Below are 20,494 nucleotides of genomic sequence, written 5' to 3'. Positions count from 1 at the left end.
GGCGTGGGTAGGAGGGTGCCAGCGGCGCCTGCCGTACGACCGGAGGCAGGCGCTGACCACCAGGGCAGGAGAACGAAATGGCAGCAGGGAAACTGACGCAGGACGGCCGGGCGCGGGTGCTCGCCGACGGCACGGAGATTCCGCTGCTCGCGCTGGGCGTGTGGCAGGTGCCCGACGGACCCGAATGTGAGAACGCGGTGCGGTGGGCGCTCGAGGCCGGCTACCGACACATCGACACCGCGCAGGCCTACGGCAACGAGGCCAGTGTGGGCCGCGCGCTGCGCGACAGCGGCGTCGCCCGCGAGGACGTCTTCATCACGACCAAGTTCTATCCCGGCTCCAGCGACCCGGAGGCCGAGGCCCGGGGCAGCCTGGAGCGCCTCGGTGTCGACTCGGTGGACCTGTACATCGTCCACTGGCCGCAGGGTGGCCCGACCTGGGCCTGGGACGGTATGCAGCGTGCTCATGAGCGCGGCTACGCCCGCTCGATCGGCGTCTCCAACTTCAGCGCGGCCGAGGTCGACGCCCTGCTGAAGGTCGCGGAGGTGAAGCCGGTCGTCAACCAGGTGCAGTTCAGCCCGTTCGAATTCCGCCGCGGACTGCTGGAAGCGTGCGAACACCGTGACGTGGCGCTGGAGGCGTACAGCCCGCTGGGAACCGGCCGTCACCTGCGCGACCGGCAGGTGGCCGAGATCGCCGAGCGGGTGGGCCGCACCCCGGCTCAGGTGCTGATCCGCTGGGCGGTGCAGCGCGGGCTGATCGTGCTGCCCAAGTCGACCCACCGGGAGCGGATCGAGCAGAACGGTCAGGTCTTCGACTTCGAGCTCGCCCCGGCCGACGTCGACGTCCTGGACGGCCTGGACCACACCGGCGGGACCGACCAGGCCCTCGAACGACCCTGGTGGTGAGTGGCAAGTGAGGACGCCGGGCCGGGGCTGAGGAGCCCCCGCCCGGTCACGGGCTGGTGCACGAGGCGACGCCTGGTGCCGTCCCGCTGCTTCCGTTGGCCAGGAAGCCGAACGTGGTCGAGGCGTTCGCACCCAGCGAGCCGTTGTACGACGCGTTGCGGACGCTGACCGTTCCGGCGGTGCCGGTGTTGACGCCGTTCCAGACGTTGGCGATGCTCTGGCCGCCGGCGAGCGTCAGCTGGACGGTCCAGCCGCTGAGCGGGGCCGAGCCGTTGTTGGTCACGGTGACCTCGCCCTGGAATCCGCCGTCCCAGGTGCCGGCCGTGCGGTACGTCGCCGTGCAGGCGCCCGGCTGCCCGGTGACCGGCGGCGTGCTGCCTGGGGTGCTGGGGGGCGTGCTCGTCCCGGGCACGGTGGTGGTGGCGGCGTTCAGGGCGTTCAGGACGCCGGTGTACGCGGCCTTGGGGTTGCTGTTGCGGTCGAACAGCAGCGGATTCTCGTTGCCGCGCCACGAGTCGCTGTCGCGGATGCCCCAGGTCGTGATGCCGACGCAGCGGGGAACGTTCACGCACGCCTGGGTCAGCCCGGCGTACTGGGTGGCCGAGGCGTTGGTGACGTCGGCCTCGGTCAGCGCGACGTCCAGCCCCAGGGCGCCGAAGCTCGACAGTGTCTGCTGGAAGTTGCCCGGCAGCGAACTGCCCCCGGTGAAGTGGGTCTGCAGGCCCACGCAGTCGACCGGCACACCCCGCGCCTTGAAGTCCCGCAGCATGCTGTAGACGCCCTGCGTCTTGGCGTACGTCCAGTTCTCGATGTTGTAGTCGTTGTAGCAGAGCTTGACCGACGGGTCGGCGGCGCGCGCGGTGCGGAACGCCACCTCGATCCAGTCGTTGCCGGTGGACTGGAGGTTCGACGAGCGGCGGCCGCCGTTCTCGGCGAAGGCCTCGTTGACCACGTCCCAGTACGCGAGCTTGCCCCGGTAGTGGCTCATGACGCCGTTGATGTGGTCGATCATCGCGGTGCGCAGGCCGCCGCCGCTGAGGCTGCCCCAGAATCGTGGCTGCTGCGCGTGCCACGCCAGGGTGTGGCCACGCACCCGCATGCCGTGCTGGGTGGCCCAGTTGTAGATCGCGTCACCGGCTCGGAAGTCGAACTGGCCGCGGTTGGGCTCGGTCGCGTCGGGCTTCATCTCGTTGACGGCCGTCATCATGTCGAACTCGCGGTTCGCGATGGCGAGGAAGCCGGAGTCGTTGAGGCGGTCTCCTCCCATGGCCGCGCCGAAGTACCGGCCACTGCGCTCGGCCGCCGCCTTCAGCGTGGTCCCGGGCGGGTCGTTGAGGCCGGCGTGCGCGAGGGTGGCCACGGCCACCGAGGCCACGGCGGTCACCACGGCGACGGCACCGCCGACGAGCAGCCGGGCACGGCCGCGGGTACGGCGCCGCGAGTGGGCGGGGGCTTCGTTCATCGCTGTTTCCCCTCTTCCGCGGCGACGATCTTCCACCGCTGATTGGTGCTGGCGGAATCGCTGTACTGACCGGCGCTCGCCCCGTTCGCCGTCCGTCCCATACCGTCGAGATACAGGCCGGTGGCCCGGTTGCGCAGCCGCACGTTGTTGGCGTCGGTGACCACCGTCCACTGCTGGTTGGCCGACGTTCCGCCGGTGTACTGGCCGGCGGCGCTGCCGTTGACGGTGCGCCCCATGCCGTCGAAGTACAGCCCGGTGCGCAGGTTCCGGATTCGCACATAGGTGCCGGCGTTCTCGACCACCCACCGCTGGTCGAGGCTGGTCGTGGCGGAGCTCTGGCCGACGTCGGACCCGGACGCGGTACGGCCCAGGCCGTCGGCGTACCGGCCGGTGGCGGCGTTGACGATGCGGACCGTCGTGCTGCCCCCGGTGCCGAGCCCCCACGAATACCGCAGACGGTTGAGCCCGGAGGGGTTGGTCAGTGTCAGGTTCAGGTTCGGGCCGCTGCCGGTACGCCGGGTCAGGCTGTACCAGTCGCCGTCGCGCAGGCCGGGCCAGTAGACCCCACCCACACCGAGTTCGCGCAGCTTGCCGCTGACGCCTCGGATGTAGTCGGCGAAGAACGATCCGCTGGGTATGTCGTAGTCGATGGTGTCGTACGAGACGCCGTTCTTGCTGCCCGGGCCCATCGGGCCGCCCCACTCGGTGGCCACGGTGCGAGAGGCGTACCCGCCGATGGAGCTCGCGATGTGGTTCGCCCACGAGGTCTCGTCCTCGAAGCCGGCGAAGAACGAGTAATCGTGTACGGCGAGAAGGGTGTTGCCCAGCCGGCCGTCCTGGCCGACCGCGGCGACGTTCTGGGCGAGCCCGGCGCCGTCGAGGATGACCCGGCCGCGTGGTACATCGGCGTGCCGGCTGAGCCACGCGTTGTAGAGGTTGTTCAGATCGGCCGTGGAGTAGCCGTGCGGCTCGTTGATGACTTCGAAGTAGGCGTTGCTGTTGCCGGCGTACCTGGCTACGACGGTGTCCCACATCCGGTCGTAGGCCGCGGCGTCGGCGGGCCGGCCGCCGCTGTGCGCCCAGTACGCCAGAATGACCTTGCCCTTGGTGAGCGCCTGGTCGATCGCGCCGGTGTAGGTGTTCCAGTAGCTTGCGACGGTCGGCTCGTTGATCGGCATGCGGACGGTGTTGGCCCCGGTGATCGAGTAGAGCTGCCCGACCACCCGGTCGGCGACGACCGACGCCGTGGCGTACGTGTCGGCCGAGCCCAGACCCGACACGTACAGCACCCCGTCGACGAAGTTGTCCCGCTGGTCGGCCCAGTTCACCCCGCGGAACTCCAGGGTGCCGGCGTGCGCGGGCTCCTGGATCACCATGGCGCCGGCGACGGCCAGCGCCGCGGCGAGCAGGACCCGGCCCGCACGTGTCGTCACCATCTCGGTTCCTTCCCGACCAGGGCCGTTCGGCGCGACCCGATGCTTGCGTGGCCGTGAAGTTAGCGTTAACCGATACGCCGGTCAAGTGATAAACATCGATGTCTAGCGCGTTCGCCTGGGCTGGGAAATTACCGGATGTATCCGTTTCCAGCGTATTTTTTAGCGCGTCGCGACCTGACCGGCCGGGTCTAGGTAACACCTTTCTGGCGATGATGCGCCCCATCTATTCGCCGATTATGACAACTCCGCTATCGCGAATTGTGAAGGTTAACAGCGACCTCCGCGGCTCAATCTGTCGGCGGCAGTCGTACTTGGGCCGATGCTGGGTAAGCACCACTCAACAAGATCGTTCCATCAGCCGGGAGAGCCCCATGCCTCATGCCACCACCCGCTCCCTGGACGGCACCGTCGTCGCGATCACCGGCGCCAGCGCCGGTATCGGCGCGGCCTCCGCCTACTCGCTGGTCGACGCCGGCGCGCGGGTCGCCGTGTCGGCTCGCCGCGAGGACCGTCTCGCCAAGATCGTCAGTGACCTCGGCGAGGACAAGGTCGTGCCGGTCGTCGGCGACGTCCGTGACCCCGCTCTGAGCGACGCCCTGGTCAAGGCGGCCGTCGACAAGTGGGGCCGGCTCGACACCATGGTCGCCAACGCGGGCATCGGCGCGTACGGCGGCATCCTCGACCTCGACGACGACACCCTGACCGAAATGGTGCAGACCAACTACCTGGGCACGGTCTGGAGCGCGCGGTCAGCCGTCAAACAGTTCCGATCGCAGGACGGCGGCGGCGACATCATCATCGTCTCCTCGGTGGCGGGCTTCCGCGGCGGCGCCGACGAGGCCGTGTACGCCGGCACCAAGCACGCCCAGGTCGGGCTGGCCGGCTCCCTCGACCGCGAGCTGCGCGCCGAGGGCACCCGCGTCACCCTGATCTGCCCGGCCGGAACGGCCACCGAGTTCGCCATCGGCGCCGGCCGTACCGAGGGCTCCCCGGACCTCGACGCCTACCTGCGCCCCGAGGACGTGGCACACACGATCCGCGTCGTACTCGAACAGCCCCGTTCGGTGCGCACGACGGTGTGGCAGCTGTGGAGCACCGAACAGCAGAGCTGAGGCAGTGATGTCACCGCGACGTCGGCTTCTGCTCGCTGGTGTGGCCGGCGTCCTGGTCGTCGTGGCGTCGGTGGTGATCGGCGCGCGCGTGCTCCGCGGCGGCGGCGATGACGGTGTCCGCCCGGATCAGACCCGGCCGGGCATCGTGCTGCTGGTTCCGGGGTACGGCGGTGGCCGCGCCGCACTGAGCGTTCTCGCCGGTCGCCTCGGCGAGGACGGGCGTACCGCCCGGGTGGTGACCCTGCCCGGGGAGGGCACCGGAGACCTTTACGAACAGGCCGGCGCGCTCGACGGCGCGGTGCGCCAGGCCCTTCGGGAGGCCGGCGGCTCCGTCGATGTCGTCGGCTACTCGGCGGGCGGGGTGGTGACCAGGCTGTGGGTGGACCGGTACGACGGCGCCCGGGTGGCCCGCCGCGTCGTGACGCTCGGCTCGCCCCTGCACGGGACGCGGATCGCGGGGGAGGGTGCGGCGCTCGCTCCGGACGCCTGCCCGGCGGCCTGTCGTCAGCTGGTCCCGGGCAGCGCGTTGTTGCGGGAGATCGACGAGTCGCTGCCGGACGGCCTGCCGTGGCTGTCGATCTGGACCGAGGACGACGAGACCGTGCAGCCGCCCGACTCGGCGCGGCTGGCCGGGGCGGTGAACGTGCCGTTGCAGAGCGTCTGCCCCCGGGCTCGCGTGTCGCACGGCGATCTGCCGACCGATCCGCGGGTGTCGGCCCTGGTCGTCGCCGCACTCGGCGTCGAGCCGCTGGCCGCCCCCACGGCCTGTCCCGGCGGCGGTTAGCGGTTCAGTCCGCCACGTCCTTGGTGACGAAGTTGGCCCACGCCGCGCCGAGCAGGACGACCAGATAGACGAGCTGGATGGCGGCGCCGCGCTCGATGTCGCGCCACAGCACCGGCTCGCGGAAGAAGTCGACCCAGGCCAGCCAGTATCGGGTCGGCAGGTACGGCCGGACGGCCGCCGCCGCGTCCAGGGTGACCAGGACCTGGCTCGTGACCAGGACGGCCAGCGCGCCCATGGCGGCACCGAGCGCGGAGTCGGTCACCGTCGACAGGAACAGCGCGATGGCCGCGACCCCCACCATCGACACGACGATGTACGCCACGGTGGCGACCAGCCGCAGGGCCAGGCCGGCCGGGCTGATGGTGACACCGGACAGCGAGGTCACGTCGGGTGGCAGCGCGATCCCGGCCGAGCTGGTCTCCGCGCCGAACAGGGTCACCCCGGTGACGTACGAGGTGACCAGCACCGCGCCGATGGCGAACAGCACGAAGGCGACCAGCGAGATCAGCTTGGCGACCAGCAGGCGGGTCCGGCCGACCGGACGGATCAGCAGGTAGCGCAGGGTGCCGGCGGCCGCCTCGCCGGCCACCGCGTCACCGGCCAGGACCGCCACCGACACCGGCAGGAACACGGGCAGCACCAGCGCCATCGCGGCGGCCGGATAGAGGGCGCCGTTGCTGAGCACAGCCGACAGGAACGCGCCACCCTGACCCGGCGGCGGGGGAATCTCGGTGGTGGCCAGGAACACCGCGACGATGAACGGCAGGGCACAGAGCAAGGCGGCGATCACGTACGTACGGGGGCGGCGGAACAGCTTGGCGAGCTCCACCCGGATCATCGGTCGCCCTCCATCCGGTCGGCGCTCCCGGTCGTCGCCTCGAGCACCACCTGTTCCAGCGTGCGCCGTTCGGGGACGACCGCGGTGACCGTGACGCCGGCCGCCACGAGTTCGGCGGTGAGCGCGCCGGAATCGGCGCCGCGGACGATCAGCGACTCCCCGTCGCGTCGCTCGACCCGGCCGTCGAGCAGTGCCGCGGCCCGCTCCGGGGTAGGGGTGCTGATCAGGGTCCGGCCGGTGGGCTCGTGCATCCGGGCCAGTTCGTCCTGCACCACCAGGCGGCCGCGGTCCATCACGCCGACCCGGGTGCAGAAGGCGTCGATCTCGGCCAGCAGGTGGCTGGAGAGCAACACCGTCGTTCCCTCCGCGTTCAGCTCGCCGAGCAGGTCGCGGACCTCGCGGATGCCGCGCGGGTCGAGCCCGTTCGTGGGTTCGTCCAAAATCAGCAGGCGCGGCCGGCGCAGGAGGGCACCGGCCAGCCCGAGCCGCTGTTTCATCCCGAGTGAGTAGGCCCGGACCGGGCGACGGTCGATGCCGGCCAGCCCGACGCGTTCCAGGGCTTCGCCGACCCGGTGGCGGCGGCCGCGCCGGCCGGGACCCGGACCGCTGGCGTCGAACAGCTCCAGGTTGGTGCGCCCGGACAGGTGCGGATAGGCGCCCGGACCCTCGACGAGCGCGCCGATCGACGGCAGCACCTCGTGCACGCGCCGGGGCACCGGCCGGCCCAGCACCTCGATCTCGCCGCGGGTGGCGAACACCAGCCCGAGCAGCATCCGGACGAGGGTGGTCTTGCCGGACCCGTTCGGGCCGAGCAGGCCGTACCGGTCACCCTCGCGAACGTCGAGATCGACTCCGTCGACGGCGACCGTACGGCCGTACCGCTTGGTCAGATCGCGCGTTGTGATCAACAGCTGGCCTCCCGGGCCAGATCGCCGGCCGCCCGCTCCAGCAGGGCGGCGTCGACCGTGCCGGTCACCAGGCAGTTTCCGCTCGCGGTGCGCACCACGAGCGCGGTGAGCAACCCGGTCGCGATGAGAGCCGCCGTCCCGGCCGGGACGGTCACGACGCGGCCGTACGCCGCGAGCTGCTCGAAGACCCGCGACCCGAACCGGCTCGGCAGCGCCACCACGACGAAGGCGCTCAGCCCGGCGCCGTACGCGCCCGCCGCGGTGAGGCCCGGCACGGTGTCGCGGCGCTGCATGCCGGCCAGCCGTTGCGGCATGGCCGCCGGCTGCCGGTCCGCGAGCACACCGAGGATGTCGGGGGCCTCGGTGACGGTGAATCCGATGCCGGGCCGTTCCGCCGGCGGCGTCAGAACGCTCGGGTCGGGCACCCGGAACTGGACCTCGAGGAAGCGGGTGACGAACACCGGGCGGGTGCCGCCCTTCGCGGTGATCTCGGCCTGCAGCGGCACGCCGGTCCCGGGGTCGGCCCAGATGTCGACGTGGGCGACGGTCGTGCCGGGTTCGGCCGGCACCAGCCGCAACCCGGCCGCGTCCACCCCGGCGACCCGTCTGGCGGCCAGCGGATCGACGCGGTCGCCGGCGGCCAGGCGCAGCACCCGGCGGACCAGCTCGGGCGGGGTCAGGTCGGCCGCCCGAGGCAGCCGCAACGGCTGCTCACCGACGATCCGGGTGAGCTGGCTTTCGCCGTAGTCCCAGCGAACCTGCCCCTCGGCGGTCTGGTAGAGGTCCTGTTCGGTGCCCGGGCCCAGCACGTCCACCCGCCAGCGGTCCGCCCCGGCGTACCAGGTGCGCATCTCGGTGGTGCCGCTGAGCAGAGCGGTCACCTGGGACAGATTCGGCAGCGCGGGCAGGCCGAGCCGGCCGGTGCTCTGCACGTACCCCTGAAAGCTCTGTGTTCCGGAGGCGGCGATGCGGTCGCGCAGCGACGCGAGGTCCCCGCCGGTGGCCCGCACGGGCCAGGCGTTGAGGACCACCGGGATCGCCGCGAGCACCAGCGCGACGGTGAGCACCACCGACCACCGGCGCGCCCTCTGCGCGCTGACGACGGTGCGGCCGCTGAACATAGACCAGCAACGGTACCCCGCGCGGTCAGTCGGTGCCGCCGGCTGCTGGCGAACGGCGACTTCGGCGAGGCGGTGCGGTCGGCCTGGCGGGCTCAGCCTTCGTGGTGATCCGGCAGGAGTTGGCCGGCCAAGGATCGGGCGGTGGCGGTGAGTGCGGCCGCGTCCAGGCCGGTCCGGCTCATGAAGAGCAGTCCTTGTTGCGCGGCCAACAGGGCCCGTGCGAGCGCGATCGGATCCGCGTCGGCGGGTAGGTCGCCCTCGCGTTGCGCGCGGGCGACGCCGTCAGCGATCAGCGCGGTGGACGTCTCGTAGGTGCGGTGGGCGTGATCGAGGACTTCGGGATCGGCGTTGCCGAGTTCCAGGGTGCTGTTGGCCATCAGGCAGCCACGCCGCGGGCCGTCACCGATCGGTGGCTCGAGGATCTTGCGGAGCGCGTCCAGGGCCCGGGGTGCCTCGGCGAGGGCTTGGCGGAGGTGGTCGTGCTGCTCGTGGGTGTAGCCGCGCAGCGCCCGGAGGAAGAGCTGATGCTTGTCCCCGAACGCCGCGTACAGGCTGCCCTTGCCGAGCCCGCTGACCCGCATCAGATCCTCCAGGGAGGTCGCCGCGTACCCGGCGTCCCAGAACTGATCACGGACGGCGTCGAGTACCTGCTTTTCGTCGAACCCTCGCGGACGTGCCATGCGATCGAGGATACCGGTTCTTGACCGCGCGGTCCATTACCCTTAATCTGGACCGGACAGTCAAGAACTCGAGGGAGTGGGGACGTCATGGGGAAGCTGGACAACAAGGTGGCGATCGTGACCGGCGGATCGCGCGGGATCGGGACCGCGATCGCCCGGGCGCTGGCCGACGAGGGAGCCGACGTCGCGATCAGCTACGTGGCCGCGGAGGACCGGGCCAAGGCCGTGGTCGCCGACCTGGAGGCGAAAGGGGTACGGGCGGCGGCGTTCCGGGCCGACCAGGCGGACGTGACGCAGGCGGTGGGCCTGATCCACCAGGTGGCCGATCATTTCGGAAAGCTCGACATTCTGGTCAACAACGTCGGGATCGGTGGCGGCGGCCGCATCGACGAGGCCGATCCCGACGAGGCCGCCATCGAGCGGCAGCTCACCGCCAACTACCGGAGCCCGGCGGCGGCGATCCGGGAGGCGTTGCCGCTGCTGCCCGATGACGGGCGGATCATCAGCATCAGCTCGGGCGTGGGAACACGGGCCGGGTTCCCCGGGATGGCGTATTACACGGCGACGAAGTCGGCTCTCGAGGGCTTCAGCCGGGGCGTGGCCCGCGACCTGGCCGGCCGGGGCGTCACGGTCAACGTCATCCAGTCCGGATTCGTGGACACCGACGCCAACCCCGCCGACGGCCCGGCCGCGGCCGTGTTCCTTCCGACGACGTCGATGGGGCGCTACGGCCGGGGAGAGGAGATCGCCGCGGGTGTCGTCTTCCTGGCCGGCCCGGAGGCCTCGTACGTCACCGGCGCCGTACTGAGGATCGACGGCGGATACGGCGCTTAGCGGGACGACGAGTTGCCTGTTGACAACGCGGCGTTGCCGGTACGGTGGTCGGCATCACCGTCCACAGGGGTTGGCAAACGGAGGTAAGGCGTGCCGGTCACAGGCCAACGCGTCGTGCGGCGGGCGTTGGGGCGGCGATTGACGCGGCTGCGCACCGCGTCGGGGATGAGCCGGCGTGATGTGGTGCAGGCGCGGCTGGGCATCTCGGAGCCGACGCTGCACCGCATCGAGACGGGCAAAGTGCCGGTCACCGGGGCCAACGTACGCGCGCTGTGCTGGCTCTACGGTGCCGACCAGAGCATCACCGACGCGCTGGCCGACCTGGCGCTGGGCACGTCACAGCAGGAGTGGTGGGACGCCAGCCCGGTGATCCCCGAGTGGTTCAAGCTGTACGTCGGGCTGGAGGCGTCCGCGTCCCGGATGTTCGGGTACGACGGCGAGATCGTTCCCGGCGAGCTTCAGACCCCGGAGTACGCGCGAGCCGTCTTCGGCGCCGAGCAGCCGGCCGACTCGGAGATCGCCGAGCGCCATATCAACCTGCGCCTGCAACGGCAGAAGACACTCTTCGCCCGCAGGCCGCCGATCCGCCTCGTGACAGTGCTCGGTGAGGGGGCGCTGACCCGGCCGGTCGGCGGCGAGCAGGTGATGAAAGGGCAGATCGAGCATCTCCGGCGGTTGTCCGAACAGGACACGGCCGACATCCGGGTGCTGCCGTTCTCGGTGGGGGCGCACGCGGCGATGGCCGGCGCCTTCCGGATTCTGGAGTTCGACGATCCGGACGACCCGGACGTGGTCTACCTCGAATCCCACGTCGGCGCGCTCTACCTGGAAGAGCAGGTCGAGATCGACGAATACCGGCGGGTGTTCGATCTCATCCTCAAAGTCTCCGTACCGGTCGGAGAGTTCCAGTGACGAGCTAGTCGGTGAGGAGCCGGTCGAACTCGCCGCGCTTGGCGCCGAACAGGAACGAGTCCCACTCGTCGGTCGTGAACACCACGGTGCCGGCCTCGCGGGCCTTGCTGTTACGGACCTCGATGAGGCCGTCCTGGCGGCGGGCCTCGACGCAACTGCCACCGTTGCCCGTCGACCTGCTGGAAATAATCCAGCCGGTTTCGCTGCTCATCAGTGCCCCCGCCCCTGGCGTTGCTCGCTGTATGTAATCGACATGACACCGCTCCGACGTCCGCCTGAAGTGCGGAATCAGACGGCCGAAACTTTCACCACGAAAGCGGCGGCACTTACCGTAGCCGAAACCCGCCGAGGATGCATCCTGTCATCGTGAGACCCGTCCTCGTGAAATCTTGCACGGGCCTGGACCCGCTGTCATGATTCCACTGTGGCGCCTGGCGATCCCTCGCTTCCCTCTGGTCCGCCGCAGTTCTGAGAGGACGGCCGATGCGGATCCTCGATCCGGTAGCCGCCGAGACGGGCGGTGTGCCCGACGTCGCCCGCCTCCAGGCCCGCATCGATCAGCTCGCGGCCCACGTCCAGCAGTTGGAGCAGGAGCGCGCCTCGCTGCGATGGATGGCCGGCCACGACGAGCTCACCGGGCTCGCCAACCGCCGCCTCTTCCACGCGCTCGCGCCGGACCTGTTGCGCGGTGGCGACTGCTCGCCGGCCGTCGTGATCCTCGACCTCAACGGCTTCAAGCCGATCAACGACACGTACGGGCACGATGCCGGCGACGAGGTCCTCCGCGTGATCGCCCAGCGCATGGCCACGTGCCTCGGCGAGCATCTGGTGGCCCGGCTCGGCGGTGACGAGTTCGCCGCCCTGCCGCGCGCCCCGCACGCCGACGTCCCGGAGACGTGGTGGCACGACGTGGCCGGCGCGCTGAGCGCGGCGATCGCACCCCCGATGGACGTCCGGGGACAGGCGCTGTCCGTCACCGCCTCGATCGGCGTCGTCCCGGCCGGCCGCTCGACCGACCTCACCGACCTGCTGCGCCGCGCCGACCGGGCGATGTTCAGCGCCAAGCGCCACATGAAAGCCGCCGGCAGGACCGGCATCACCTGGGTCGTGGCCGGCGAGAACGGCGACCACACCGAGACGTACGGGCCGGCCGCCCCGGAACCCGCGGTGGCGTGCCGGCCGGGCGACCCGGTTTGGGTGCACCGCAGTGGCGCCCGGCGGGCGGGAGTCGTCGAGAGCGCCTGCGAATGGGCGGCCCTGGTTCGCTACCGATGCCCGAACGGCGCCGGCACGATGGTCGACACGATCCCCACGAGTTGTCTGACGATCCGGGCCGACACCGATCCGTACCTGGACCAGAATTCGCCCCTCTACCGGTGATCGGGCGTCAGCCCACCGTCAGCACGAGCTTTCCGCGCAGTCCGCCGGCCAGCACCCGCCGGTGAGCCTCGGCCGCCTCGGTCAACGGCATCGTGTCCGCGACCCGCGTGCGCAGCTGTCCCGCCGCCACCTGCCCCACGAGCGCGGCCAGCAGCTCGCGGTCGAGCCGGATGAGTTGCAGCTCCTGGCGCACACCGCGGGCCGGAACGAAGCCCGGCGTGGGCCGGGTCACGACCACGACCCCCCTGTCCTCGACGGCGGCGGCCGCCACCTCGCCGAGGGGGACCGCGTCGAACACCGCGGCCACCGGCCCCACCGCGGACAGCTCGACGGAACGGGGAACGACCTCGTGCGCGCCGAGCTCGCGCACCCACTGCTCATCGTCGTGACTGGCCTGCGCGAAGACACGGTAGCCGCGCTGCACGGCGAGCTGGGTGGCGAAGCCGCCGACACCGCCGCTCGCCCCGGTGACCAGAATGCTGCTGCCGGCCGGGAGCATCGCCAATGACACCAGGGAGAGCCCCTGGTGTGCGGTCTGGGCGTTGAGCGGCACGGTGGCCGCGGACACGAAGTCCAGCCCGTCCGGCAACCGCACCAGCCAGTCCGTGTCGGCGGCCACGAACTCGGCATAGCCGCCCGGCACACCCCGGGTCGTGTACCACGGGATCATCCCGGCGACCCGATCACCGACCTCGAGGTCCGCCGGGCCGGGGCCGACCGACACCACCTCACCGGCGATGTCCCACCCGGGCGAGAACGGCGGCACATCCGGCCCGAGAGGGATCTCTCCGGTGGTGGCGGCGACGTCAGCCGGGTGGACGCAGACCGCGCGGATCCGGACCACCACCTGCGCCGGCCCCGCCTCGGGCTCGGGCAACTCGGTCACCTGCAACACCTCAGGCCCGCCAAGCGCGGCCGCGACGACTCCCAGCACGCGTCCACTCTAGACCGTCAGCGCACGGGACGACATCACGCTCTGTTGCGAATCGGGAGCGGAACTCTTGACCGCCTGAGGAGGCACGCATAGATTCCAGTAATTACTTCCGGAATGTTTCCGGAAGTTTCGGACCCTGATCGTCCTCGTCGCAAGGAGTTCCGGTGCGTCTTCGACTTGTCCTTTCTGTTGTCAGCGCCGCGGTGGTGCTGGGCGGACAGCTGACTTTGGCCGGCTCGTCGCCGGCCGGTGCCGTGCCGCCGACCGCGAAACCATCGCCACCTCCGTCGTACCCGGCCGATTCGCTCCGCGCGCTCGCCGCCGGCGTGGGCCTGCGCGTCGGCACGGCCGTGAACCCGGATCTGCTGGGCACCGACGCGAAATACACGCGGATCGCCGCGGAGCAGTTCTCCTCGATCACCCCGGAGAACGCGATGAAGTGGGCCGAGGTGGAAGCCGTCCGCGGGACCTACACGTGGGAGAAGGCCGACCAGGTCGTCGCCTTCGCGAAGAAGAACAAGCAGTTGGTACGCGGCCACACGCTCGTCTGGCACAACCAGCTGCCGGCGTGGCTGTCCTCCGACGGCTACACGACCACCTTGTCGAACGACGAGGTGAAGGCCGCACTGAAGAAGCACATCTTCGACCAGGCGCGCCACTTCAGGGGCGACATCTGGCAGTGGGACGTGGTCAACGAGGCGTTCGACGACAACGGCCAGCCCCGCCAGACGATCTGGTACAAGGCGTGGGGCGGCACCGGCTACATCGCCGACGCGTTCCGTTGGGCGCATCAGGCCGACCCCAAGGCCCTGCTGTTCTACAACGACTACAACCTCGAGTTCACCGGAGTGAAGAGCGACGCCGTGTACGCGATGGTGCGCTCGCTCCAGGCGCAGCGCGTGCCGATCCATGGCGTCGGATTCCAGGGTCACCTCTCCACCCAGTACGGCTACCCCGACCTCACGAACAACCTTGAGCGCTTCGCCGACCTCAAGCTGAAGGTCGCCCTGACCGAGGTGGACGTCCGTACGCAGACCAAGCCCGACGCCGTCAACGAGCCGGTGGACGCGCTCGCCCCGTACGCGCAGGAAAGCTACTGGTCCCGCACGCTCAAGGCGTGCCTGGCCGTTCGCGCCTGCATCTCGTTCACGCCGTGGGGATTCGGCGACGCCTACTCGTGGGTGCCCGGCTGGTTCACCGACCCGCAGGAGGGCGCCGCCCTGATCTACGACGAGCAGCTGAACCCGAAGGGCCAGTACGACGTCTTGCAGCAGGACCTGGCACTCGCCTCCGGCGCCCCGCGCCGCTGAGCACCCGACCGCTGCCGCCGGCGCGCAGCCGGCGGCGGCGGCCGATGCTCCGCTGGTCGCGCGCGGTCGGCTCGTCGCGCTGGAAGTCGGTGAACCGCTTATCTCCACTTACTTTTTTGTAAGTTACTAATGGCCATGTTGGCGAAACGCGGACCATCGAAGACTGTTGTCGACATGCCAAAGAACCCTCTCCGCTTCGGGTTGAGTCTCGACCCGGACGTGGCGCATGCCAACGACTCGGCACGGCTGGCCTCGGCCGCTGAAGAGGCCGGACTCGACTACCTGGCCGTGCAGGATCATCCCTACCAGGCCGGTCACCTCGACAGCTGGACCTGGCTGACCCATCTGGCCGGGCAGACCCGGCGGATCGGGTTCATGACCGACGTCGCCGATATGCAGCTGCGGCCTCCGGCCATGCTCGCCAAGGCTGCGCTCACCTTCAACAGGCTGCATCACGGTCGGCTGGCCTTGGGCGTCGGCGGCGGCGCGTTCGCCGACGGCATCGCGGCCATGGGCGGCACCCGCCGGGGCAACCGCGACATGGTGACCTACACCGAAGAGGCCTTGCAGGTGCTGCAACCGGCGCTGGCCGGCGACTTCGTGCGCCTGCACGGTGCGCAGCACCGGATCGAGGGCTATCAGGCCGGGCCCGCCGCGGCCGTGCCGGTGCCGGTGTGGCTCGGCGCTCAAGGTCCGCGGATGCTGGCCGTGACCGGCGGATACGCCGACGGCTGGATCTCGCCGCTGAACATCTACGTGAAGCCGGACGAGGTGCCGGCCAAGCAGAAGATCATCGATGAGGCGGCCCGGGCGGCGGGCCGCGACCCCGCGACGATCAGGCGCGTCTACAACGTGATCGGCATGATCGGGCCGGCCCGGGGTGTACCGGGCCTGTCCGGCGGTGTCGAGCAGTGGGCCGACACGCTGGCCGACTGGTCCACCCGCCTGGGTTTCGACACGTTCATCTTTTGGCCGGTCGCGGAATCACAGTCTCAGCTCGAGCTGTTCGCCGGCGAGGTCGTCCCGGCCGTGCGGGAGCGGGTGGCCCGATGACGCCGGCGACTCTTCCGAAGGAGCTGGACGGCAAGGTCGTGCTGCCGTCCGACCCGCGCTACCGGCTCCTGCGCTCCACCTACACCAAAGTGTCACGACCCGCGATGGTGGTGCTGCCGCAGAGTACCGCCGATGTGGTTGTCGCGTTGCGGTACGCCCGCGACAGCGGCCTGCCGATCGCTGTGCGCAGTGGGGGACACGGCCTGTCGGGGCGCTCCTCGAACGACGGCGGCGTGGTCATCGACCTGTCCGGGCTCAACCAGGTACGCGTCCTCGACCGCCGGGCCCGGCTGGTGCGCGTCGGCGCCGGAGCGCGGTGGGCCGAGGTGGCCCAGGCCCTCAGTCCGGCCGGGCTGGCGATCAGCTCCGGCGACCACGGCAACGTGGGCGTCGGTGGCCTCGCCACCGCGGGCGGCGTGGGCTGGCTGGTCCGCGACTACGGTCTGACGATCGACCACATCCGGGCGGCCGAGGTGGTGCTCGCTGACGGACGCGTCGTGCGCACCGACGCCGAGCACGAGCCCGACCTGTTCTGGGCCGTACGCGGCGCCGGCGCCGGCGTGGGCATCGTCACCGCGTTCGAGATCGAGGCCACCGAGCTGAGCGACATCACGGTCGCCCAGCTGACCCTGGCGGTCGCCCGGGACGGGAGCACGCTGACCCGATGGGCGGAGCACCTGGCCCGGGCGCCCCGTCAACTCAGTACGGCGGCCATGCTCATGTCCCACGGCCGGCAGGCGATCCTGTCGCTGACCGCCGTGTACGCCGGGACGGACGCCGGGCGTATGCGCCGGGCCGTCACGCCACTGCTGAAGATCGGCTCGTTGCTCGATGAGAGCACTCAACGTGCTCCGTACGCGGCCCTGGTGTCACCCGCCCACCTGCATCCGAACCTCGGCCAGCAGCCGGCCAACACCACCAACGGCCTGCTGCCCACCATGACCCCGAACGCCGCCCAGGCCGTCACCGCGGCCGTGACCGGACCGCATCCGGCGTTGATGCAGTTGCGATCGGTCGGCGGCGCCGTCAACGACGTGGCCGCGGACGCCACCGCTTACGCCCACCGGGACGCGACCGTGCTGGTGGTCGGCACGGTCTTCGCACCCGGCGACCGGACGGCACTCGACCGCATCTGGCGTCCGGTCGGCGCACATACGCGGGGCGCGTACGCGAATTTCGAGAGCCGCCTCGACGCGGCGGCCTTCCGCCGCTTCTACCCCGGCGCCACCGGCGACCGCGTCCTGGCGCTATGGCGGCGCTACGACCCGGACGGCATCTTCCGTTCAGCCTTGTACCCGGCCGAGTTGTCGTAGAGGAGTACTCACCCCGGTTTCCGTCCGATCTCGCGGCCTGACGGACGGTGCCGGCTGACCGGCCCGCCGATGGCTCGCCGGCGGCACTCGTCGAGATGGGGGACGAACCCCGCGACGGCGAGCAGTCTCCCGCCTGGAGGCCGGAGAAATACGCGAAGGCAATGGACAATCTCGTCCGCTACAACGTGACGCTGATGCCGGAGGATTTTCCGCAATACGCCGCTGGAGGCAACCAGCGGTCACCGCACGCGAATAGGCGATGTCACCTATCGGCGCTGGTCCGAGGCCCTGCCGATGAATTCGCGCCGGTGCGGCTGAACTCAACCGGGCCGCTTTCGTCGTACGAGGTCGAAGGCGTGTCTTCACTCGCCTCTTTCCGGGCCGACCATCGGAGAACTGATGACAAATGCCGACGGTAATGCAATCAACCGCCGACTTCTGCTGAAGAGCGGATTAGGGCTGGCGGCGGCCGGTATGGGCGTGGCCGCGACCGCCGCCGCCGCGCAGCCGGCCCTCGCCGGCGGAAGCGGCTCCCGGCCGCTCGAACCGGGGGAGCGGATGATCGCTGTCCCCGGTGGCAAGGTGTGGGTCAACGTCGTCGGCACCGGTCGCGGAGTGCCACTGTTGACGCTGCACGGCGGGCCGGGAGCGGGTCACGACTATCTGGAGCCGCTGGCTTCCCTGGGCGACGACCGGCAGGTGATCTTCTACGACCATCTGGGCTGCGGACGGTCGGACAAACCGAACGATCCGGCGCTGTGGACACTCGAGCGATCCGTCGCGGAGGTTGCCGCCGTACGCTCCGCCCTGGGGCTGGGGAAGGTGCACCTGTTCGGGCATTCGTTCGGCGGCTGGCTGGCCATCGAGTACCTTCTGCGCCGTCCGCGTGGTGTGGTCAGCGGGGTGCTGGCCAGCACGTCCGGCAGCACGGCGGAATTCGTCGCCGGGACCAAGCGGCTGCGGGCGACGCTTCCGCGGGAAACTCAGCGGACGCTGGACTATTACGAAGCTCGTGGCGATTACACCGCACCTGAGTATCTGGCCGCGGTGCAGGTCTTCTACGACAACTTCCTGTACCGGGGCAAGGAGTTGCCGGACGCCCTGTTGCGGACCATTGCCAATCTTGACGGCAACCAGGTCTACGCGACCATGAACGGGCCCAACGAATTCGTGGTCACCGGCAACCTGGCTCCGTGGAACCGCACGTCCCGGCTGCGCGAGCTGAAGCTGCCGTTCCTGTTGACCCGTGGCCGTTTCGACGAGTTCGAAGTGCGATGCCTCGACGGCCTCGAGAACAGGCTGCCCCATACCGAGCGGGCCGAGTTCGCCAACACCGCCCACTTCGCCTGGCTCGAAGACGAGCGCGCCTACATCGCAACCCTACGTTCTTATCTGCGTCGCCAGGACAAACACTGCTGATTCGCGACCACGTGACGGGCTTGATCGAGGTGGTCAAGGCGGGCGCGGTGCAATACACGTAGCACAACGTGAGCGGTGGCTGGGGGTCAAAGGGCGGCGGCGGTTCGCCCTTCGGCCCACTGGCTTGGCGGTGGACGTCTCGATCGGCCAGCCACGTGGCTCGGGCGCGGGCGGGCGGCCGTTTTCGGGATCCCCGGCCGCCCGACCTGAGGCAGCGCCGGCCTCACCCCAGGGAACAAGAATGCCGATTGATGGGAATGCGGGTTCAACGGCGAGGTCATCAGGAGCGTCCTAGAGGAGAGCACGCTCTACTGAGGAGAGAAGTTTGAGGATCGTATCCCGCACCGCGTCCGCGCTCGCGGCGGCGACAGTGTGTGTCCTGGGGGTGTCGTCACCCGCGTCGGCGGTGCCGGCCGGCCCGAGCCGGCCGGCCGCCGACGATGAACCGATCGTCGAGGATGTCTGGGTCGAGGCGCCGCTGGACAGCGACAACGACCACCGGCCCGACCGGGTGCACTTGAACATCATCCGCCCCGTCGAGACGGATCGGGCCGGTCAGAAGGTCGCCTCGATCATCGACGCGTCGCCGTACTACGGCGGCTTTCTGGACGTGCCCTACCACAACGTCGACGTCGGCAGGCTGCCGCAGCAGAGCTCCGCCTCGGGCACCGAACGCCGGCGGCATGACGACCGCGTCAGCATCAGAAGCCATCTCGTTGCCCGAAGCTACGCTTCGATCATCATGGACAGTCTCGGCACTGCGGGGTCGACCGGGTGCCCCGATGCCGGAGGCAAGGACGAGACCGCCGCCACCATGGCGGTGATCGACTGGCTCGACGGCAAGGGACGGGCCTACGACGCCGCCGGCAAGATCGTTCGAGCTACCTGGTCGGCTCGGTCGGTCGCCATGTGGGGCGCATCGTACGACGGCACCCTGCCCATCGCCGCTGCGGTCACCGGGCGGTCGGCGCTGAAGGCGATCATCCCGATGTCGGCGGTCACGAGCTGGTACGACTACTACCGCGCCAACGGACTGGTCGTCGCGCCGGGCAACTACCAGGGCGAGGACCTGGACATCATGGCCAGGGCGGTGCTGACCCGCGAGCACCCCGAGGCCTGCGCGGCAGCCATGGATCGGCTCGAAGCTGAGCAGGACCGCGTCTCCGGCGACTATTCCCCGGTGTGGGCGGAACGCGACTATGCGGCGCGGGCCGGTCAGATCAAGGCTGCTGTCCTCGTTGTCCAAGGATTACGTGACTGGAACGTCAAAACTCAACAGGGCATCCGCTTCTGGGAGGCGCTCGGCCGCGCCGGCGTCGATCGGAAGCTTTGGCTCTACGACGGCGGTCACGGCGTCGCCAGGTCTTCGGACTTCTGGGAAACCGTGGACCGCTGGCATGAGCACTACCTCTACGGCGTCGACAATGGTGTGGACCGCGAGCCGCCGGTGACCTTCGAAGACGCGAACGCCACCGTGACCGAGCGGGCGACCAGCTGGCCGGTGCCCGGGTCGAAGCCGGTCACCGTCCCACTGGCCACCGGCCCGAACCGCGTCGACACCTTCACCGACAACGGCCGCACCGTGACGGCGGAGGCACTGATCGCCGATCCGTCGGCGGCGCATCGGCTCATCTATCGCCGTCCGCCCCTGACCAAGCCCGCACGGCTCAGTGGTACCCCGTATGTGACGCTGACCGCGAGCATCGACAACCGCACCGCCGCCAACCTGACCGCGCTGCTGGTCGATTTCGGACCCGGCGGATCCGCGCCCGTGGTGGTATCGCGCGGCTGGATGGACCCGCGGAACCGGATTTCGGCACAGATCTCCCAGCCCGTGGTCGCCGGGCAACGCTACCGTCTGCGATGGAACCTGCAGCCGAAGGATTACGTGTTCCAGGCCGGTCATCAGATCGGTCTGGTGGTCATCTCCACTGATCATGACTACACGCTGCGGCCGCTGCCCGGCACCCGCATTTCCGTAGTGCCGACGGCCAGCCGCGTGGAGCTGCCCCTGGTCGGAGGTCGCTCGGCTCTTTGATCGCCCGTCGACACATCACTGTCCGTCACCCGCTTGACGAAACCAGCCCGTG

General features: G+C 70.1%; 19 protein-coding genes. 11 read left to right on the top strand and 8 right to left on the bottom strand.

Annotated elements, in window-relative coordinates; genetic code table 11:
* The first annotated feature begins 77 nt into the window (after positions 1-77).
* Positions 78-908 (top strand): aldo/keto reductase, encoded by an 831-nt coding sequence (locus AB0C26_RS36015; protein ID WP_360256867.1) that lies wholly within the window; start codon positions 78-80, stop codon positions 906-908.
* Positions 909-954: 46 nt separating this feature from the next.
* Here AB0C26_RS36015 and AB0C26_RS36010 read toward each other — a convergent pair whose 3' ends face one another.
* Positions 955-2,370 (bottom strand): endo-1,4-beta-xylanase, encoded by a 1,416-nt coding sequence (locus AB0C26_RS36010; protein WP_360256865.1) that lies wholly within the window; start codon positions 2,368-2,370, stop codon positions 955-957.
* Complete coding sequence (locus AB0C26_RS36005; RefSeq protein ID WP_360256863.1) at positions 2,367-3,806, bottom strand: RICIN domain-containing protein; 1,440 nt, start codon at positions 3,804-3,806, stop codon at positions 2,367-2,369. The genes AB0C26_RS36010 and AB0C26_RS36005 overlap by 4 nt, the downstream gene beginning before the upstream one ends.
* Positions 3,807-4,177: 371 nt before the next feature.
* On the opposite strand from AB0C26_RS36005, the gene AB0C26_RS36000 reads away from it, so the two are divergent.
* Both AB0C26_RS36000 and AB0C26_RS35995 read left to right on the top strand, forming a co-directional pair.
* Positions 4,178-4,918, top strand: coding sequence for an SDR family oxidoreductase (locus AB0C26_RS36000; RefSeq protein WP_360256861.1), 741 nt, complete (start codon positions 4,178-4,180; stop codon positions 4,916-4,918).
* 7 nt (positions 4,919-4,925) lie between these two features.
* A complete protein-coding gene (locus AB0C26_RS35995) occupies positions 4,926-5,702 on the top strand; it encodes a lipase (RefSeq protein WP_360256859.1) in 777 nt (258 codons plus the stop codon).
* A 4-nt stretch (positions 5,703-5,706) separates the two neighbouring features.
* On the opposite strand, the gene AB0C26_RS35990 is transcribed toward AB0C26_RS35995, so the two are convergent.
* From AB0C26_RS35990 to AB0C26_RS35975, 4 genes are all read right to left on the bottom strand, one after another.
* The gene (locus tag AB0C26_RS35990) at positions 5,707-6,540 is read right to left on the bottom strand and encodes an ABC transporter permease (RefSeq protein ID WP_360256856.1); all 834 of its coding nucleotides are present in this window, start codon (positions 6,538-6,540) and stop codon (positions 5,707-5,709) included.
* On the bottom strand, positions 6,537-7,448 hold the full coding sequence (locus AB0C26_RS35985; protein ID WP_360256853.1) for an ABC transporter ATP-binding protein: 912 nt from the start codon (positions 7,446-7,448) through the stop codon (positions 6,537-6,539). The genes AB0C26_RS35990 and AB0C26_RS35985 overlap by 4 nt, the downstream gene beginning before the upstream one ends.
* Entirely contained in the window at positions 7,445-8,569 is a 1,125-nt protein-coding gene (locus AB0C26_RS35980) for a hypothetical protein (protein ID WP_360256851.1), read from the bottom strand. The genes AB0C26_RS35985 and AB0C26_RS35980 overlap by 4 nt, the downstream gene beginning before the upstream one ends.
* Before the next feature lie 92 nt (positions 8,570-8,661).
* Entirely contained in the window at positions 8,662-9,249 is a 588-nt protein-coding gene (locus AB0C26_RS35975) for a TetR/AcrR family transcriptional regulator (RefSeq protein ID WP_360256849.1), read from the bottom strand.
* Between the two features lie 87 nt (positions 9,250-9,336).
* Here AB0C26_RS35975 and AB0C26_RS35970 point away from each other — a divergent pair, with 87 nt between their 5' ends.
* Positions 9,337-10,083, top strand: a complete 747-nt coding sequence (locus AB0C26_RS35970; protein ID WP_360256847.1) for an SDR family oxidoreductase — start codon at positions 9,337-9,339, stop codon at positions 10,081-10,083.
* 90 nt (positions 10,084-10,173) lie between these two features.
* Entirely contained in the window at positions 10,174-10,995 is an 822-nt protein-coding gene (locus AB0C26_RS35965) for a helix-turn-helix transcriptional regulator (protein ID WP_360256845.1), read from the top strand.
* 4 nt (positions 10,996-10,999) lie between these two features.
* Here the strand turns inward: AB0C26_RS35965 and AB0C26_RS35960 are convergent, their stop codons facing one another.
* Positions 11,000-11,206 carry a DUF397 domain-containing protein gene (locus AB0C26_RS35960; RefSeq protein ID WP_203777612.1) on the bottom strand — a complete coding sequence of 69 codons (207 nt, stop codon included), beginning with the start codon at positions 11,204-11,206 and terminating at the stop codon, positions 11,000-11,002.
* A 272-nt stretch (positions 11,207-11,478) separates the two neighbouring features.
* Here AB0C26_RS35960 and AB0C26_RS35955 point away from each other — a divergent pair, with 272 nt between their 5' ends.
* Entirely contained in the window at positions 11,479-12,375 is an 897-nt protein-coding gene (locus AB0C26_RS35955; protein WP_360256842.1) for a GGDEF domain-containing protein, read from the top strand.
* 7 nt (positions 12,376-12,382) lie between these two features.
* On the opposite strand, the gene AB0C26_RS35950 is transcribed toward AB0C26_RS35955, so the two are convergent.
* Entirely contained in the window at positions 12,383-13,309 is a 927-nt protein-coding gene (locus AB0C26_RS35950; RefSeq protein WP_360256840.1) for an NADP-dependent oxidoreductase, read from the bottom strand.
* Positions 13,310-13,473: 164 nt separating this feature from the next.
* Between AB0C26_RS35950 and AB0C26_RS35945 the strand changes: the two genes are divergently transcribed.
* The 5 genes from AB0C26_RS35945 to AB0C26_RS35925 all read left to right on the top strand — a co-directional run bounded on the left by AB0C26_RS35945 (position 13,474) and on the right by AB0C26_RS35925 (position 20,442).
* Entirely contained in the window at positions 13,474-14,619 is a 1,146-nt protein-coding gene (locus AB0C26_RS35945; RefSeq protein ID WP_360256838.1) for an endo-1,4-beta-xylanase, read from the top strand.
* A 174-nt stretch (positions 14,620-14,793) separates the two neighbouring features.
* On the top strand, positions 14,794-15,672 hold the full coding sequence (locus AB0C26_RS35940; protein ID WP_360256835.1) for an LLM class flavin-dependent oxidoreductase: 879 nt from the start codon (positions 14,794-14,796) through the stop codon (positions 15,670-15,672).
* On the top strand, positions 15,669-16,985 hold the full coding sequence (locus AB0C26_RS35935; protein ID WP_360256832.1) for an FAD-binding oxidoreductase: 1,317 nt from the start codon (positions 15,669-15,671) through the stop codon (positions 16,983-16,985). Before AB0C26_RS35940 ends, AB0C26_RS35935 begins: the two co-directional genes overlap by 4 nt.
* Positions 16,986-17,384: 399 nt before the next feature.
* Positions 17,385-18,404 (top strand): proline iminopeptidase-family hydrolase, encoded by a 1,020-nt coding sequence (locus AB0C26_RS35930; RefSeq protein ID WP_360256829.1) that lies wholly within the window; start codon positions 17,385-17,387, stop codon positions 18,402-18,404.
* A 325-nt stretch (positions 18,405-18,729) separates the two neighbouring features.
* A complete protein-coding gene (locus tag AB0C26_RS35925) occupies positions 18,730-20,442 on the top strand; it encodes a CocE/NonD family hydrolase (protein WP_360256827.1) in 1,713 nt (570 codons plus the stop codon).
* Positions 20,443-20,494 lie beyond the last annotated feature (52 nt).

It is taken from the genome of Actinoplanes sp. NPDC048796 (assembly GCF_040650035.1).
Lineage (GTDB): Bacteria > Actinomycetota > Actinomycetes > Mycobacteriales > Micromonosporaceae > Actinoplanes.
The sequence above is the reverse complement of the archived record's forward strand: the minus strand, read 5'-3'. Positions and strand labels throughout refer to the sequence as shown.